This is a genomic window from Streptomyces sp. NPDC008125 (assembly GCF_042957125.1).
GTDB lineage: Bacteria > Actinomycetota > Actinomycetes > Streptomycetales > Streptomycetaceae > Streptomyces.
The window spans coordinates 200806-217132 of the sequence record NZ_JBIBHR010000015.1 but is presented as its reverse complement, the minus strand read 5'-3'; the positions used below and the strand labels follow the sequence as shown (position 1 = coordinate 217132).

The following is a 16327-nucleotide window of genomic DNA, read 5'->3' as shown; positions in this document are numbered from 1 at the left end:
CGTTCAGCTTCGCACGAATCGGCGCCCCGGGCGCAGGGTGTTGACGCGCTCGACCGCCAGGGGTGACGAGGAGGCCCGCGAGGGGCGTTCAGTAGGACAATTGATCGAGCGCGCGCTCGACGAACCGGCCGAAACCAGGGTCGGCGGAGGCGGCGTGCGCCTGCTCGGGGTCGGTGATCATGAGCAGCAGCACGGCGAACGCGAGCACCGGCAGTGCCAGCGCCCACCAGGGCAGCCGCACCGGAGCCCCGGCTGCCGGTCGGCTCGCGGACCGGGGGTTCGTACGGGCCGGCATGGCCGCCTCCGAGGGTCGTGGGTTCGTTTACTCAGAACCTACGGAAGGGCGCACGGGCCGCCCATCCGGTGACCCACCCACTCGACCCTGAACCTGGCCCCCTAGGGGAGGGTGGGGCTGTCCCCACCCTCCACCGGAAGCACCCGCCCCGGCAGGACCTGCGCCCGCGCCGGCCGCGGGCCGCGGACGTCACGGGGCGCAGGGCGTCAGGCCGCGGGCGTCACGGGGCGAAGACCGAGGCGATGACTCCGATGATCACAGTGATGAGAAGCATGGCCCCGAGCACGAGGAGAAGCTTCTTCTGGCCGTTCTGGGGATGCGGATCGAGCACTGGCATGAGGCAAGTCTCGCATCTCACCCATGGCCGTCGATCGTCCGGTCCCGTCCGGCGAACACACCCACGACGATCTGCGGAACCATCAGTGCCGCCATGAAGGCGATGGGCAGGCCCCAGCCGCCGCTGTGCTCGTTGAGCACGCCGACGAGGAGCGGGCCGGGGATCGAGATCAGATAGCCGGTGGACTGGGCGAACACCGAGAGCCGCGCCACGCCCGCGCCGGTGCGGGTGCGCATGCCGATCATGGTGAGGGCGAGCGGGAAGGAGCAGTTGGAGATGCCGAGCAGCACCGCCCAGAACCAGGCGCCGCCCGCCGGTGCGAGGTAGAGGCCCGCGTACCCGGCGAGGCCGCAGATCCCGAGGACGAGGACGATCGGGCCCTGGGTGCGCATCCCGGCGGCGACCCGGGGGATGACGAAGGCGAGCGGCACGCCCATGACCATGGTGATGGCGAGCAGCACGCCCGCCGTGCTCGCGGAGATTCCCGCGTCCCGGAAGATCTGCGGCATCCACCCCATGGTGATGTACGCGGCGGTGGACTGGAGCCCGAAGTAACAGGCGAGGGCCCAGGCGGTCGGAATCCTGGTGATCCTGAAGTCGACGGCCGCCTGCTGCGGGACGGCCGCGGCCGCCTCCCCCGGGGTGCCCGCGCGGCTGCGTACCACCAGCGGGATCCAGACCAGTACGGCGAGGACGCCGAGCGAGGCCCAGACCGCGAGGCCGGTCCGCCAGTTGCCGCCCAGCGCGTCGGTCACCGGCACGGTGGCCGCGGCCGCCAGGGAGGTGCCGAAGGCGAGGGCCATCGAGTAGAGGCCGGTCATCGATCCGACGCGGTCGGGGAACCAGCGCTTGACGATCACCGGCATCAGGACGTTGCCCACCGCGATACCCATCAGCGCGAGGGTGCTGGCGAGCAGGAACCCGACGGTGGAGCCGGTGAAGGGGCGGATCAGCAGGCCGGCGGTGATCGCCACCATGCCCGCGAGGACGACGGCGGCGGGGCCGAACCGGCGGGCGAGACGGGGGGCGGTGATCCCGAACACCGCGAAGCAGAGCTGCGGCACCGAAGTGAGGGCGCCGGCGACGCCACCGCTCATGTGGAGCCCGTCGCGCACCTCTTCGAGGAGTGAGCCCAGGCTGGTGATGGCCGGGCGGAGGTTGAGCGCGGCCAGGACGAGGCCGACGGCGAGCAGGCGCGGCAGCCACGGGGAGGCCACCGCGGGGGCGTCCCCGGTGGGGGGCGCGGACTTCGGGATGGTCGGTTCGGGCCTCCGTGCCGGGGTCGCGGCGGCCGGGTCGGGTGTCTCGGTGACGTCTTCCAGCATGGCGCCATCATAGAATCATGGGATGATTGGTTGTCCACCCCGGCGCGACGGCGCTCCGGGGGTACGTACGCCACCGGCGGAGCGCTCCCGGGACGCGGACACCACCGGGGACGGCGCTCCCGGGGCGCGGACGCCACCGGGGACGGCGCTCCCGGGGCGCGGACACCCCGGGAGCGCCTGACAGAATCCGGACCACGCCTCGCCGCACCCCGGAAGCCGGGAGGTTTCCGGGCCACCGAGGGCTCGGAGCGTTGCGGAGCACTGCGAAGCAAGGAGTCTCATGGCGCTGACGTCCCCCCGGCGCTCGGCACTCGCCGACCAGGTGATTGCCCAGCTGAGGAACCAGATCACCTCGGGCGAGTGGCCCGTCGGCTCGCGCATCCCCACCGAACCGGAGCTGGTCGAACAGCTCGGTGTGGCCCGCAACACGGTCCGTGAGGCGGTGCGCGCCCTCGCCCACAACGGTCTGCTGGACATCCGCCAGGGCTCGGGAACGTACGTCGTGGCCACCAGCGAGCTGGCCGGGGTGATGCAGCGGCGCTTCGCGACCGCCGATCCGCGGCATGTGTCCGAGCTCCGGTCGGTACTGGAGTCGGCGGCGGCGCGGCTGGCGGCCGGGCGGCGCACCGACCGCGACCTCAAGCAGATGGACGCCCTGATGGCGCGGCGCGAGGAGACCTGGGCGGCGGGGGACGCGGAGGGGTTCGTCGAGGCGGACGCCACCTTGCACCTGGCGATCGTGGCCGCCGCGCACAACGACGTGCTGACCGGGATCTACGCCGACCTGGGCGACGTGCTCCGCGACTACCTGCGCGGTGACGTGGGCCCGGAGCTGCGGCCGGAGGACCTCATGGACCACGGGCGGCTGGTCGAGGCGATCCGCGAGGGCGACGCGCGGACGGCGGCCGAGGAGGCCGGGGGCCACGCGTTGCACTGCCCGCCCGAGAGGCCCTGACCGGAAGAGGCGCCACCCGAAGAGGCTCAGACCGAAGAGGCGCTGCCCGACGAGGTCCCGGCCGGAGCGGCTCCGACCGAAGAGGCCCTGCCCGAAGGCTCCTGACCGGAGCGCCCTGGCCGAAGGGCCCCGGGCAGCGTTCAGGCGGCGTCCGGCGGCGTCGCGCTGTGGGTGACCCAGGCGGTGGCCACCTCTTTCCAGCAGCGGTCCTGGAGCCGGACGGTGCGCCCCGGCTCCACGACGACCGCCGCGCCGTCGCCGTCCACGTCCCACCACCGGGCGCACTCCGTGTGCAGCCGGACGTGGTCGAGGGAGGGGTACGGGTTGTGGCAGTAGGAGACCACCAGGGAGCCCTCGACCGTGGTGCGGCACTCCGATCCGGAGGGCTGCGGGGACGCTGCGCGGGTGCCCGAGCCCTCGGATCCGGCGGCTCCACCCGATCCGGCGGCGTGAATCCCGACCGGGACCGCGAGGGCCGCGAGGGCTGCCGCGGAGCCGAGCAGGACGCAGGTGCGGCGATGCGTGGGACGCACGGCGTTCTCCTCCCCGCAGCCTGACCAGAGTCCGGTTCCTCCACAGTCTGCGGCGGATCGGCGGTCTTTTCGACCCGGGGCGTCACGGACCGTGCACGGCGGGCACCGGTTGTGCCCCTTACGGGACTCCCCGGCCCGGTCCGCCCGACCCTGTCCGCCGGGGAGGACACGGACCGGAACGCGCGTCGGCCGCGCACCCTCCGGAGGGGATCCGGATGCGGGTACGCGGCCGACAGGGGTCCGTACGGGTCAGGCGCCGATCATGTGCACGCCACCGTCGACGTGGATGATCTCGCCCGTCGTCTTCGGGAAGAAGTCCGACAGCAGGGCGACGATGCCCCGGCCGGCGGGCTCCGGGTCGGCCATGTTCCAGGCCAGCGGCGACCGGGTGTCCCAGACCTTCGCGAGGTCGCCGAAGCCCGGGATGGACTTCGCGGCCATGGAGCCGAGGGGGCCCGCGGAGATCAGGTTGCAGCGGATGTTGTCCGCGCCCAGGTCACGGGCGAGGTAACGGGAGGTGGCCTCCAGCGCGGCCTTCGCCGGGCCCATCCAGTCGTACTGCGGCCACGCGAACTGCGCGTCGAAGGTGAGGCCGACGATCGAGCCGCCCTCGGCCATCAGCGGCTTGCAGGCCATCGCGAGCGACTTCAGCGAGAACGCCGACACGTGCATCGCGGTGGCGACCGACTCGAACGGGGTGTTCAGGAAGTTGCCGCCGAGGGCGTCCTGCGGCGCGAAGCCGATGGAGTGGACGACGCCGTCCAGCGAGCCGAGCTCGTCGCGGACCAGACCGGCGAGCCGGTCGAGGTGCTCGGCGTTGGTGACGTCGAGTTCGAGGACCTTCGCGGGCTTGGGGAGCTTCTTGGCGATGCGCTCGGTCAGGGTGGGGCGGGGGAAGGCGGTGAGGATGATCTCCGCGCCCTGCTCCTGGGCCACCTTGGCGGCGTGGAACGCGATGGAGGACTCCATCAGCACCCCGGTGATGAGGATGCGCTTGCCGTCGAGAATTCCGCTCATGGTGATCAGTGACCCATGCCCAATCCGCCGTCAACGGGGATGACGGCTCCAGTGATGTACGACGCGTCGTCGGAGGCGAGGAAGCGGACCGCCGCGGCGACCTCCGCAGGCTGCGCGTAGCGGCCGAGCGGGACCTGGGCGACGATGCCCTTGCGCTGGTCCTCGGTGAGCACCTGCGTCATGTCGGTGTCGACAAAACCGGGCGCGACGACGTTGAAAGTGACGTTCCGCGAGCCGAGCTCGCGGGCCAACGACCGGGCGAACCCGACCAGTCCGGCCTTGGAAGCGGCGTAGTTGGCCTGCCCGGCCGAGCCGAGGAGGCCCACGACGGAGGAGATGAGGACCACGCGGCCCTTCCTCGCGCGCAGCATGGCGCGGTTGGCGCGCTTGACCACACGGAAGGTGCCGGTGAGGTTGGTGTCGATGACGGAGGTGAACTCCTCCTCCGACATCCGCATGAGGAGCTGGTCCTTGGTGATGCCGGCGTTGGCCACCAGCACCTCGACGGAGCCGTGCTTCTCCTCGATCTCCTTGTAGGCCTGCTCCACCTGCTCGGCGTCGGTGATGTCGCAGCGGACCGCGAGGACACCTGCCTCGGCGAGTTCCCGCGGCGGCTCGCCGGAGCGGTAAGTGATCGCCACCTTGTCGCCGTTGTCGACGAAGGCGCGGGCGATGGCGAGGCCGATGCCCCGGTTTCCTCCGGTGACGAGAACCGAGCGGCTCAACGGATCACCCTTTCCTTGACGGTCTGGTACATCGAAAACCTATCGGTACGGTGCGGTGTACGGAGAATCGGGCCCTGACAGTGGCTCGTGCGAGGTGCTGTGGGGTTCCGACAGTCGGCGCCGCTGCCGGTGGCACTCCGGGCGGGCCGCGCGGGGCGCCTTCCGCGGGGGAGGCGATGCGCCCGACCATCCATCACGCCCCGGGCGCCGCGTGATTGACTTCACGCCCGGGCACGATTCCACAGCGCAAGGGAGGCCGTCCGTGGCCCATGACATCGACCCGTCGTTTCTCGCCCTGCCCCTGCGGGCCCTCGCCGACGCCGCCCTCGCGCGGGCCCGCGCGCTCGGCTCCACGCACGCGGATTTCCGCTTCGAGCGGGTGCGCAGCGCCTCCCTGAGGCTGCGCGACGCCCGCCTCTCCGGCGCCTCGGACTCCACCGACCTCGGGTACGCGGTGCGGGTCGTGCACGGCGGGGCGTGGGGGTTCGCGTCCGGCGTGGACCTGACGATGGACGCGGCGGCGAAGGTGGCCTCGCAGGCCGTCGCCATGGCGAAGCTGTCGGCGAAGGTGATCGCGGCGGCGGGCTCCGAGGAGCGGGTGGAGCTGGCGGACGAGCCGGTGCACGGTGAGCGGACCTGGGTCTCCTCGTACGACATCGACCCGTTCTCCGTACCGGACGAGGAGAAGACCGGGCTGCTGGCCGAGTGGAGCGGGCGGCTGCTCGGGGCGGACGGGGTCGCGCACGTGGACGCCTCGCTGATGGCGGTCCACGAGAACAAGTTCTACGCGGACACCGCGGGCACGGTCACCACCCAGCAGCGGGTGCGGGTGCATCCGCAGCTGACGGCGGTGGCGGTGGACGGCACGACGGGCGAGTTCGACTCGATGCGGACGATCGCCCCGCCGGCCGGCCGCGGCTGGGAGTACCTGACCGGCACCGGCTGGGACTGGAACGACGAGCTGGAGCGCGTCCCGGGGCTGCTCGCCGAGAAGATGCGGGCGCCGAGCGTGGAGGCGGGGAGGTACGACCTGGTCGTCGACCCGTCGAACCTCTGGCTGACCATCCACGAGTCCATCGGCCACGCGACCGAGCTGGACCGGGCGCTGGGGTACGAAGCGGCCTACGCGGGGACCTCGTTCGCCACCTTCGACCAGCTGGGGAAGCTGGCGTACGGCTCCCCGGTGATGAACGTGACGGGCGACCGGACGACCGAGCACGGGCTGGCGACGATCGGTTACGACGACGAGGGCGTCGAGGCGCAGTCCTGGGACCTGGTCAGGGACGGCACCCTCGCCGGTTACCAACTCGACCGGAGGATCGCGAAGTTGACCGGCCTCGGCCGGTCCAACGGGTGCGCGTACGCCGATTCGCCGGGCCATGTGCCGGTGCAGCGGATGGCCAACGTCTCGCTGAAGCCCGACCCGGGCGGGCTCTCCACCGAGGATCTGATCGGCGGGGTGGAGCGCGGTATCTACGTGGTCGGCGACCGCTCCTGGTCGATCGACATGCAGCGCTACAACTTCCAGTTCACCGGGCAGCGGTTCTTCCGGATCGAGAACGGTGAGCTGACCGGTCAGCTGCGGGACGTCGCGTACCAGGCGACGACCACGGACTTCTGGGGCTCGATGGAGAAGGTCGGCGGCCCGCAGACGTACGTGCTGGGTGGCGCCTTCAACTGCGGCAAGGCCCAGCCGGGCCAGGTCGCGGCGGTCTCGCACGGCTGCCCGTCCGCCCTCTTCCGGGGTGTGAACATCCTCAACACGACGCAGGAGGCGGGCCGATGAGCCGCGTGAGCAAGCCCTACGAGATCGTCGAGCGCGCCCTCGGCCTGTCCACCGCCGACGGCTGCATGGTCATCGCCGACGAGGCGTCCTCGGCGAACCTGCGCTGGGCGGGCAACGCCCTGACCACCAACGGCGTGACCCGGGGCAGGACGGTGACCGTCGTCGCCACCGTGGACGGCTCCGAGGGGACGGCCTCCGGGGTCGTCTCGCGCTCCGCCGTCACGGCGGACGACCTGGAACCGCTGGTGCGGGCGGCGGAGGCGGCGGCCCGCGCGGCCGGACCCGCCGAGGACGCGCAGCCGCCGGTCACCGGTGTACCGGTCTCCCCGGACTTCACCGACGCGCCCGCCGAGACCGGGTCGGACGTCTTCGCCGACTTCGCGCCGGCCCTCGGCGAGGCTTTCGCCCGGGCCCGCGCGGGCGGCCGCGAGCTGTACGGCTTCGCGCACCACCAGATGGTCTCCACCTACCTGGGCACCTCGGCCGGGCTGCGGCTCCGCCACGACCAGCCGACCGGCACCCTCGAACTGAACGCCAAGTCGCCGGACCGCTCCCGGTCCGCGTGGGCCGGGCGGGCCACCCGGGACTTCAAGGACGTCGACCCGGCGGCCCTAGACGCGGAGCTGGCCCGCCGCCTCGGCTGGGCGGAGCGGCGGATCGAGCTGCCGGCCGGCCGGTACCAGACGCTGCTGCCGCCGACCGCCGTGGCGGACCTGCTGATCTACCAGTTCTGGTCGTCGACCGCCCGGGACGCCACCGAGGGCCGGACGGTGTTCTCCCTGCCGGGTGGCGGGACCCGGCTGGGCGAGACGCTCTCGCCGTTGCCGCTGACCCTGCGCAGCGACCCGCACGCGCCGGGGCTGGAGTCGGCGCCGTTCGTGATCGCGCACTCCTCGGGGGACGAGGCGTCGGTCTTCGACAACGGGTTGCCGCTGGAGCCGACCGACTGGATCGCCGGCGGCCGGCTGGAGCGGCTGACCACCACCCGGCACACGGCGGCGTCGACCGGCCTGCCGCCGGCCCCGGCCATCGACAACCTGCTGCTGGAGGGCGGCGGCGAGCGGTCGCTGGACGAGATGGTGGCGGCGACCACCGGCCGGGCGCTGCTGCTGACCTGCCTCTGGTACATCCGGGAGGTCGACCCGGCGACGCTGCTGCTGACCGGGCTGACCCGGGACGGCGTCTATCTGGTGGAGGACGGCGAGGTGGTCGGCGAGGTGAACAACTTCCGGTTCAACGAATCGCCGGTCGACCTGCTCTCCCGCGCCTGTGAGGCGGGTCGTACGGAGCGGACGCTGCCGCGCGAGTGGGGCGACTGGTTCACCCGCGCCGCGATGCCCGCGCTGCGCGTCCCGGACTTCAACATGAGTTCGGTCAGCCGGGGAGTGTGAGCCGCTCCCGCCCGTCATCGGATCGGAGTCGGCCCAGGCCACCGCTTAGACTGGCCGGGATCGGGCCGACCAGGCACGGAGGCCCGCTGTTCACTCGCTGAAGGAGACACGGAACCGTGACGGACATCGTCGACGAGCTCAAGTGGCGCGGGCTGTTCGCCCAGTCCACTGACGAGGACGCCCTGCGCAAGGCTCTTGGCGACGGTCCGGTCACCTTCTATTGCGGCTACGACCCGACCGCGTCGAGCCTGCACGTCGGCCACCTGGTCCAGGTCCTCACCATGCGCCGGCTCCAGCGGGCGGGCCACCGTCCGCTGGCGCTGGTGGGCGGGGCGACCGGTCAGATCGGCGACCCGCGGCCGACCGCCGAGCGCACGCTGAACGACCCCGGGACCATCGCCGCCTGGGTGACCCGGCTGCGCTCGCAGATCGAGCCGTTCCTCTCCTTCGAGGGCGAGAACGCCGCGGTCATGGTGAACAACCTGGACTGGACCGCCGGCATGTCCGCGATCCAGTTCCTGCGGGACATCGGCAAGCACTTCCGGGTCAACAAGATGCTGACCAAGGACTCCGTGGCCCGCCGCCTGGAGTCGCAGGAGGGCATCAGCTACACGGAGTTCAGCTACCAGCTGCTCCAGTCCATGGACTTCCTGGAGCTGTACCGGCGCCACGGCTGCATCCTCCAGCAGGGAGGCAGCGACCAGTGGGGCAACCTCACCGCGGGCATCGACCTGATCCACCGCCTGGAGCCCGCGGCGACGGTGCACGCGCTGGCGACCCCGCTGATGGTCAAGGCGGACGGAACGAAGTTCGGCAAGACCGAGGGCGGCGCCGTCTGGCTGGACCCGGAGATGACGACCCCGTACGCGTTCTACCAGTTCTGGCTGAACGTCGACGACCGTGACATCTCCCCGTACATGCGCATCCTCAGCTTCAAGTCCCAGGCCGAGCTGGAGGAGCTGGAGAAGGTCACCGAGGAGCGCCCGCAGGCCCGTACGGCGCAGCGCGCGCTGGCCGAGGAGCTGACGACCCTGGTGCACGGCGCCGACCAGTGCGCGGCCGTCATCGCCGCGTCGAAGGCGCTGTTCGGCCAGGGCGAGCTGGGTGACCTGGACGAGGCGACGCTGGGTGCCGCGCTCTCCGAGCTGCCGCACGCGAAGGTCGCCGGGCCGGCGCCGCTGGTGGACCTGCTGGTCGAGGCCGGTCTCGCGCCGAGCAAGTCGGGTGCCCGCCGCACGGTGAACGAGGGCGGCGCCTACCTGAACAACGTCAAGATCACCGACGGCGACGCCCTGCCCGCCGCCGAGGACCTGCTGTACGGCCGGTGGCTGGTGCTGCGCCGGGGCAAGAAGAACCTCGCGGTGGTCGAGATCGCCGCGGGCTGAACCCCGTAGGACACGGCGGAGGCCGGACACGCGTCATGCGTGTCCGGCCTCCGCCGTCGTGCTGTCCGGCATCAGGTTCTCTGCTTGCCGTGTCCCCGGATCGACTGCCAGACCACGTCGCCGACACCGACCACCGCCACCGCGCCGATCAACTGGAGCACGTGCCGGATCCAGTCGATGCCCTTGGTGTCCTCGACGCCGATCCAGGCCGCGACGGCGTTTCCGAGGATGCTGCCGATGATGCCGAACACGGTCGTCAGCCAGAGTGGGATGTCCTGCTTGCCCGGAAGGATCGCCTTCGCGATCAGACCCAGCACCAGGCCCACGATGATCGCCCACAACCAGCTCATATCGCCTCCTCGAACTGCGCTTCATGCGCATATCGGCTCAAGTTTCACGTGTGGGTGCTTCTTGCGCATGTCGGGCGGCGCCGTACGGGTACCGGGAAGGCGCGACCGGGCCACCCGGTCTCGATCGCGCAGCGGGCCGGGCGTACCGTGATAGCGGTCCGGTCCGGGGCGTCCGGCACAGCGAGCAGGCGGTGGAGACATGATGGGCAAGCGCAACGACGCGGAGGTCTTCCGGATCACCGGGGCCCGGCAGGGGCTGGCCGACGACGTGCGCGGCCGGCAGCGCCGGTACGTGATCTCGATGTCCGTGCGGACGGTGTCGGTGGTCCTCGCCGCGGTGCTCTGGAACGTCGAGCGGCACATCTCGATCGTGGCGCTGGCCCTGGGCCTGCTGCTGCCGTACGTGGCTGTGGTCATCGCCAACGCGGGCCGGGAGAACACCCCTTCGCTGCCGTCCACCTTCGTGCCCGCACCCGTGCTGCCGGCCCTGGAGTCGGGCCTCGGAGCGGGAACGGGCGACGGAACGGGCGCGGGGCAGGCCTTCGGGGAACGCGCCGGAACCGGTACGGACACGGCCGCCGGGACGGACGGTCGCACCCGGTATCCGCACGGACACGGATGAGTTCCGCCATCGGGCGAAGCTCAAGAAAACCTCAACTCAATCGTGGAGTTCAGGTGCACCCCGACTGGGCGTGCGTGACATACTCCTTTATGCGCTCCGCATCCCCCGTCGGAGCGAGAGACCGACGCCGAGCAGCTCCCCCCGTGGCTGCTCGGCGTCGTTTTTTCTCGCCCACCGGACTCGCGGGAAGGCTGCCCCACCGGCTGTTCTAGGGTGGACGCCGTGAACTTCCCCCTGACTTCCGCAGAGAGCGACACCGGTGCCCCCGTCTGCTCCGCCAAGGGCTGCCGCGCGGACGCGGTGTGGGTGCTCGCCTGGAACAACCCCAAGCTGCACACCCCGGAGCGCCGCAAGACCTGGCTGGCCTGCGAGGAGCACCGCGAGCACCTGTCGCAGTTCCTGGGGGTACGGGGATTCCTGAAGGACGTCGTGGCGCTGGCCGACTGGGAGCCCCCGGCCTCGGACACGGCCCAGGACTGATCCCCCGCGCGCGGACTGCGGCCTGCGGAGCGCCACGTGCGGGTCTCAGCCGCCGATCGCGGACATCGGCCGGTCGGGCTGGAGGAAGGACGGGTCGTCCAGGCCCGACCCCGCCTTCTTCCCCCACATCGCGACCCGCCAGAGCCTGGCGATCTCCTCGTCCGGCGCGCCGGAGCGCAGTGCGGTCCGCAGGTCGGTCTCCTCGCGGGCGAAGAGGCAGGTGCGGACCTGCCCGTCGGCGGTGAGCCGGGTACGGTCGCAGGCCCGGCAGAACGGTCGGGTCACCGAGGCGATGACCCCGACGCGGTGGGGGCCGCCGTCCACGGTCCAGCGTTCGGCGGGGGCGGAGCCGCGTGCGCCGTCGTCCTCGGCGGTGAGCGTGAAGCGAGTGCGCAGCGAGGCGAGGATGTCACCGGCGGTGATCATTCCGTCGCGCTTCCAGCCGTGCTGGGCGTCCAGGGGCATCTGCTCGATGAAGCGCAGCTCGTAACCGTGGGCGACCGCCCAGGCGAGCAGGTCGGGGGCCTCGTCGTCGTTGAGTCCGGGCATGAGCACGGAGTTGACCTTGACGGGGGTGAGGCCCGCCTCGTGCGCGGCGGTGAGTCCGTCGAGCACGTCCCCGTGCCGGTCGCGGCGGGTCAGGGTCTTGAAGACGTCGGGCCGCAGGGTGTCCAGGGAGACGTTGACCCGGTCGAGGCCGGCGGCCTTGAGGGCGGCGGCGGTGCGCTTGAGCCCGATGCCGTTGGTGGTGAGGGACATCCGGGGGCGGGGGGTGAGCGCGGCGCACTGCTCGACGATGCCCACCAGTCCCGGGCGGAGCAGGGGCTCGCCGCCGGTGAAGCGCACCTCGGTGATGCCGAGCTGTTCGACGGCGATCCGGACGAGCCGGACGATCTCCTCGTCGCTGAGCAGTTCGCTCCTGCCGAGCCACTGGAGGCCCTCTTCGGGCATGCAGTACGTGCAGCGGAGGTTGCATTTGTCGGTCAGGGAGACCCGCAGGTCGGTGGCGACCCGGTCAAAGGTGTCGATGAGCATGTGCGCCCCTCCCCCGATGGCTTTCACGGCGTGTCCGTGGTTCGGTCCTGACTCGTCTCCTCCGAGACTACGCGAGCCGGGCGGCGGGCCCCCTCCCGCGGTGGTGGCGCCGCCGTGGTGCCACCACCGGCGCCGGTCACGCCGTGAGGACTCTACGGCGTGACCGGCGCGGTGGGACGTGCTCGATCCGTACGCTTGTGTGAACTTCTGGGCGTGCCGAGTGGCGCGCGGGAGCCCGGACGCGCTCAGTGCGCGGCGACGCCGGTGAGGGACTTGACCTCCAGCTCGGCGTACTTGCCCTTGTCGGGCTCCTCCTTGGAGAGCAGAGTGCCGACCAGGCCGAGCAGGAAGCCCAGCGGGATGGAGATGAGGCCGGGGTTCTCCAGCGGGAACCAGGCGAAGTCGGCGTCCGGGAACATGGAGGTCGGCTTGGAGGTGACGACCGGCGAGAAGAGCACCAGCAGGACGGAGGAGGCGAGCCCGCCGTAGATGGACCAGAGGGCGCCCTGGGTGGTGAACCGCTTCCAGAAGAGGCTGTAGAGGATCGTCGGCAGGTTGGCGGAGGCGGCGACGGCGAAGGCCAGGGCGACCAGTCCGGCCACGTTGAGGTCGCGGGCCATGGCGCCGAGCCCGATGGAGACGATGCCGATGGCGACGGTGGCCCACTTGGCGGCGCGGACCTCCTCCTTCTCGGTCGCCTTCCCCTTGCGGATGACGTTGGCGTAGATGTCGTGGGCGAAGGACGAGGAGGACGCCAGGGTGAGTCCGGCGACCACGGCGAGGATGGTGGCGAAGGCGACGGCGGAGATCACCGCGAGCAGTACGGCACCGCCGGTGGAACCGGAACCGCCGCCGATCTCCAGGGCGGCCAGCGGGGCCGCGGTGTTGCCCGCCTTGTTGGAGGCGATGATGTCGTCCGGCTTGAGCAGCGCGGCGGCGCCGAAGCCGAGCACGATCGTCATCAGGTAGAAGGCGCCGATGATGCCGATGGCCCAGTTGACCGACTTACGGGCGGCCTTGGCGGTGGGCACGGTGTAGAAGCGGATCAGGATGTGCGGCAGTCCGGCGGTGCCGAGGACCAGGGCGATGCCGAGGGAGAGGAAGTCCAGCTTCGAGGTGCCGGTGGCGCCGTACTTGAGGCCGGGCTCCAGGAAGGCGGAGCCCTTGCCGCTGTTGGTGGCGGCGGTGCCCAGCAGGTCCGAGATGTTGAAGTGGAACTTCAGCAGGATCAGGAAGGTGATGAGCAGGGTGCCCGCGATGAGCAGGACGGCCTTGACCATCTGCACCCAGGTGGTGCCCTTCATGCCGCCGATGGTGACGTAGACGATCATGAGCAGGCCGACCAGGGCCACGATGGCGATCTTTCCGCCGTCGCTGGTGATGCCGAGGAGCAGCGAGACGAGGACACCGGCACCGGCCATCTGGGCCAGCAGGTAGAAGATCGAGACGACGATGGTGGAGACGCCCGCGGCGGTGCGTACGGGGCGCTGGCGCATGCGGTAGGCGAGGACGTCGCCCATCGTGTAGCGGCCGGAGTTGCGCAGGGGTTCGGCGACCAGGAGCAGGGCGACGAGCCAGGCGACGAGGAAGCCGATGGAGTAGAGGAAGCCGTCGTAGCCGAAGAGCGCGATGGCTCCGGCGATGCCGAGGAAGGACGCCGCGGACATGTAGTCGCCGGAGACGGCGAGTCCGTTCTGGAAGCCGGTGAACTGGCGTCCGCCCGCGTAGAAGTCGGCGGCGCTCTTGGTCTGGCGGCCGGCCCACACGGTGATGAAGAGGGTCGCGACCACGAAGACCGCGAAGAGGGTGATGATCAGCGTCCGGTGGTCGCTCGCGCCTTCGGCGGCGGCGAGCTGGACGACGGGGTGCGCGACCTGGGCGGCGCTCATGCGTCGGCCTCCATACGGGACTTGATGGCCGCCGCCTTCGGGTCGAGCTTGGTGGCGGCGTGGCGGGAGTAGAACCACGCGATGAGGAAGGTCGTGGCGAACTGGGCGAGCCCGAGGACGAGCGCGACGTTGATGTTGCCGGCGATCTTGGTGCCCATGAAGTCGCCCGCGTAGTTGCAGAGCAGGACGTAGACCAGGTACCAGGTGACGAAGGCGACGGTCAGCGGGAAGGCGAACGACCGGTGCGAGCGGCGCAGTTCGGCGAATTCCGCGCTCTTCTGGGCTTCCAGGTAGGCCTCGGTGGTGGGCTGGTCCCGCATGGTGTCCGTACTGTGTTCGGGCGGCGGGGCATCGGTAGCCACGGATTCTCCTCGCGACGCGGGTGCGGTGATGGGCGACGTGATCGGTTGCATGGGGAGCCTCCGCTGGAATCGGTCGTGCGACTCCCCTGACAACGGCACGTGCGGCGCGACGAAGCGGTTCATTCCCGCTTTCGGCCGTCGCGGATGACGTGAAAGCACCCCGAACGGCCCGCGTAGATCACCCTTCGAACTCATTTGCCTCAATTCATTGATGCGCGGTGATGATCGACGCTAACTTCACTGGTCATGTACCCGACCAGACACGCAGGGTGTCCGGCCGGCTGATACGGATGATGTGGAGAACCCATGGCTCATCTGGCATCCAGGCGCGTCCGTGCACTCGCGCTGCCCGCAGGAATCGCGCTCACCGCTTCCCTCGGCTTCCTTCCGGCCACCACCGCCTCCGCCGCGTCGGCCCCGGCCGTGTCGCAGGACGGCCCGAAGCTCAGTTACGTCGTGAACACCGAAGGCAGTCACAAGACCGTCGAGCAGGTCGAGAAGGCCATCGCGAAGGCCGGCGGCACGATCGTCGTCGCGTACGACCAGATCGGCGTCCTCGTCGTCCACTCGCAGAACCCGGCGTTCGCGGAGACCATCCGCAAGGTGCGCGGTGTCGAGTCGGCCGGCGCCACCCGCACCAACCCGATCGTCCCGCAGGCGACCACCGACGTGGGCGCGGCGGCGCAGCCGCTCACCGCGGCGGAGGCGGCCGGCGCCGCCGAGGGCGCGACCGCGTCGCAGGACCCGCTGGAGCCCTTGCAGTGGGACCTGCCCGCCATGAAGGCGGACAAGGCCCACGAGATCACCCTCGGCAGCCGGAACGTCACGGCAGCCGTGATCGACACGGGCGTCGACGACACCCACCCGGACCTGGCGCCCAACTTCGACGCGGCGGCCTCCGCCAACTGCGTCTCCGGCGCCCCCGACACCACGCCGGGGTCCTGGCGCCCCGCCGCGGGTGAGAGCGACCACGGCACCCACGTGGCCGGCACCATCGCCGCGGCGAAGAACGGGATCGGCGTCACGGGCGTCGCCCCGGGCGTGAAGGTCGCCGGGATCAAGGTCGCCACCTCGGACGGGTTCTTCTACACGGAGGCCGTCGTCTGTGGCTTCGTCTGGGCCGCCGAGCACGGCGTCGACGTGACGAACAACAGCTACTACACCGACCCGTGGCTCTACAACTGCAAGAACGACCCCGACCAGGGCGCCCTGGTCGAGGCGCTCGGCCGGGCCACCCGTTATGCCGAGGGCAAGGGCGTCGTGAACGTCGCGGCGGCCGGCAACTCCGCCGAGGACCTGGCGGCGACGTCGATCGAGGACTCGACGAGCCCCAACGACACCGTCACCGAGGACCGGGTCATCGACCCGCGCACCTGCCTCGACATCCCGTCGATGCTGCCGGGCGTGGTGACCGTCTCCGCCACGGGGGCGAAGGGCCTCAAGTCGTCCTACTCGAACTACGGTTACGGCGTGGTCGACGTGGCCGCCCCGGGCGGTGACTCGACGATCTACCAGAAGCCCGAGGCCCCCGCGACCAGCGGCCTCATCCTCTCGACGCTGCCCGGCGGCCAGTACGGCTACAAGGCCGGTACGTCGATGGCGACCCCGCACGTCGTGGGTGTCGTGGCCCTGATCGAGTCGAAGCACCCGCACGCCTCACCCGCCGCGGTGAAGGCGCTGCTGGCCCTGGAGGCCGACGCCACCGCGTGCGGAGCCCCGTACGACATCGACAGCGACGGCACCGTCGACGCGGTCTGCAAGGGCGGCAAGGCGTACAACGGCTTCTACGGAGCCGGCAACGTGGACGCGCTGGACGCGGTCCGCTACTGACAACGCCCGA

Annotated in this window: 17 protein-coding genes; 7 read left to right on the top strand and 10 right to left on the bottom strand. The window is 71.1% G+C overall.

Going from position 1 to position 16327, the window contains the following annotated elements:
* Positions 1-88 precede the first annotated feature (88 nt).
* The 3 genes from ACFZAX_RS25190 to ACFZAX_RS25180 form a co-directional block, all read right to left on the bottom strand.
* Positions 89-295, bottom strand: a complete 207-nt coding sequence (locus ACFZAX_RS25190) for a hypothetical protein (protein ID WP_390964376.1) — start codon at positions 293-295, stop codon at positions 89-91.
* 220 nt (positions 296-515) lie between these two features.
* Positions 516-632 (bottom strand): SGM_5486 family transporter-associated protein, encoded by a 117-nt coding sequence (locus ACFZAX_RS25185; RefSeq protein WP_327175008.1) that lies wholly within the window; start codon positions 630-632, stop codon positions 516-518.
* Between the two features lie 17 nt (positions 633-649).
* Entirely contained in the window at positions 650-1957 is a 1308-nt protein-coding gene (locus tag ACFZAX_RS25180; protein WP_390964375.1) for a CynX/NimT family MFS transporter, read from the bottom strand.
* Between the two features lie 280 nt (positions 1958-2237).
* On the opposite strand from ACFZAX_RS25180, the gene ACFZAX_RS25175 reads away from it, so the two are divergent.
* On the top strand, positions 2238-2912 hold the full coding sequence (locus tag ACFZAX_RS25175) for an FCD domain-containing protein (protein WP_390964374.1): 675 nt from the start codon (positions 2238-2240) through the stop codon (positions 2910-2912).
* 140 nt (positions 2913-3052) lie between these two features.
* Here the strand turns inward: ACFZAX_RS25175 and ACFZAX_RS25170 are convergent, their stop codons facing one another.
* The 3 genes from ACFZAX_RS25170 to fabG all read right to left on the bottom strand — a co-directional run bounded on the left by ACFZAX_RS25170 (position 3053) and on the right by fabG (position 5187).
* The gene (locus ACFZAX_RS25170) at positions 3053-3445 is read right to left on the bottom strand and encodes a hypothetical protein (protein ID WP_390964373.1); all 393 of its coding nucleotides are present in this window, start codon (positions 3443-3445) and stop codon (positions 3053-3055) included.
* 249 nt (positions 3446-3694) lie between these two features.
* On the bottom strand, positions 3695-4462 hold the full coding sequence (gene fabI / locus ACFZAX_RS25165) for an enoyl-ACP reductase FabI (RefSeq protein WP_390964372.1): 768 nt from the start codon (positions 4460-4462) through the stop codon (positions 3695-3697).
* A gap of 5 nt (positions 4463-4467) precedes the next feature.
* Positions 4468-5187, bottom strand: a complete 720-nt coding sequence (gene fabG / locus ACFZAX_RS25160; RefSeq protein ID WP_390964370.1) for a 3-oxoacyl-[acyl-carrier-protein] reductase — start codon at positions 5185-5187, stop codon at positions 4468-4470.
* 262 nt (positions 5188-5449) lie between these two features.
* Here fabG and ACFZAX_RS25155 point away from each other — a divergent pair, with 262 nt between their 5' ends.
* From ACFZAX_RS25155 to tyrS, 3 genes are all read left to right on the top strand, one after another.
* Positions 5450-6973, top strand: coding sequence for a metallopeptidase TldD-related protein (locus ACFZAX_RS25155; RefSeq protein ID WP_390964369.1), 1524 nt, complete (start codon positions 5450-5452; stop codon positions 6971-6973).
* Complete coding sequence (locus tag ACFZAX_RS25150; RefSeq protein ID WP_390964368.1) at positions 6970-8364, top strand: metallopeptidase TldD-related protein; 1395 nt, start codon at positions 6970-6972, stop codon at positions 8362-8364. The genes ACFZAX_RS25155 and ACFZAX_RS25150 overlap by 4 nt, the downstream gene beginning before the upstream one ends.
* 116 nt (positions 8365-8480) lie before the next feature.
* On the top strand, positions 8481-9749 hold the full coding sequence (gene tyrS, locus ACFZAX_RS25145; protein WP_390964366.1) for a tyrosine--tRNA ligase: 1269 nt from the start codon (positions 8481-8483) through the stop codon (positions 9747-9749).
* Positions 9750-9820: 71 nt separating this feature from the next.
* On the opposite strand, the gene ACFZAX_RS25140 is transcribed toward tyrS, so the two are convergent.
* Positions 9821-10099: a GlsB/YeaQ/YmgE family stress response membrane protein gene (locus tag ACFZAX_RS25140; protein ID WP_266702929.1), complete on the bottom strand. Its 279-nt coding sequence runs from the start codon at positions 10097-10099 to the stop codon at positions 9821-9823.
* A gap of 199 nt (positions 10100-10298) precedes the next feature.
* On the opposite strand from ACFZAX_RS25140, the gene ACFZAX_RS25135 reads away from it, so the two are divergent.
* Positions 10299-10721: a DUF3099 domain-containing protein gene (locus ACFZAX_RS25135; RefSeq protein ID WP_390964364.1), complete on the top strand. Its 423-nt coding sequence runs from the start codon at positions 10299-10301 to the stop codon at positions 10719-10721.
* Between the two features lie 222 nt (positions 10722-10943).
* Positions 10944-11201: a hypothetical protein gene (locus ACFZAX_RS25130; RefSeq protein ID WP_390964362.1), complete on the top strand. Its 258-nt coding sequence runs from the start codon at positions 10944-10946 to the stop codon at positions 11199-11201.
* 45 nt (positions 11202-11246) lie between these two features.
* On the opposite strand, the gene moaA is transcribed toward ACFZAX_RS25130, so the two are convergent.
* The 3 genes from moaA to ACFZAX_RS25115 all read right to left on the bottom strand — a co-directional run bounded on the left by moaA (position 11247) and on the right by ACFZAX_RS25115 (position 14487).
* Complete coding sequence (moaA, locus tag ACFZAX_RS25125; protein ID WP_390964360.1) at positions 11247-12236, bottom strand: GTP 3',8-cyclase MoaA; 990 nt, start codon at positions 12234-12236, stop codon at positions 11247-11249.
* 245 nt (positions 12237-12481) lie between these two features.
* Entirely contained in the window at positions 12482-14125 is a 1644-nt protein-coding gene (locus ACFZAX_RS25120; protein ID WP_390964358.1) for a sodium/solute symporter, read from the bottom strand.
* Positions 14122-14487 carry a DUF485 domain-containing protein gene (locus ACFZAX_RS25115; RefSeq protein WP_390964356.1) on the bottom strand — a complete coding sequence of 122 codons (366 nt, stop codon included), beginning with the start codon at positions 14485-14487 and terminating at the stop codon, positions 14122-14124. Before ACFZAX_RS25115 ends, ACFZAX_RS25120 begins: the two co-directional genes overlap by 4 nt.
* 306 nt (positions 14488-14793) lie before the next feature.
* On the opposite strand from ACFZAX_RS25115, the gene ACFZAX_RS25110 reads away from it, so the two are divergent.
* A complete protein-coding gene (locus ACFZAX_RS25110) occupies positions 14794-16317 on the top strand; it encodes a S8 family serine peptidase (protein ID WP_390964354.1) in 1524 nt (507 codons plus the stop codon).
* The last annotated feature ends 10 nt before the right edge of the window (positions 16318-16327 follow it).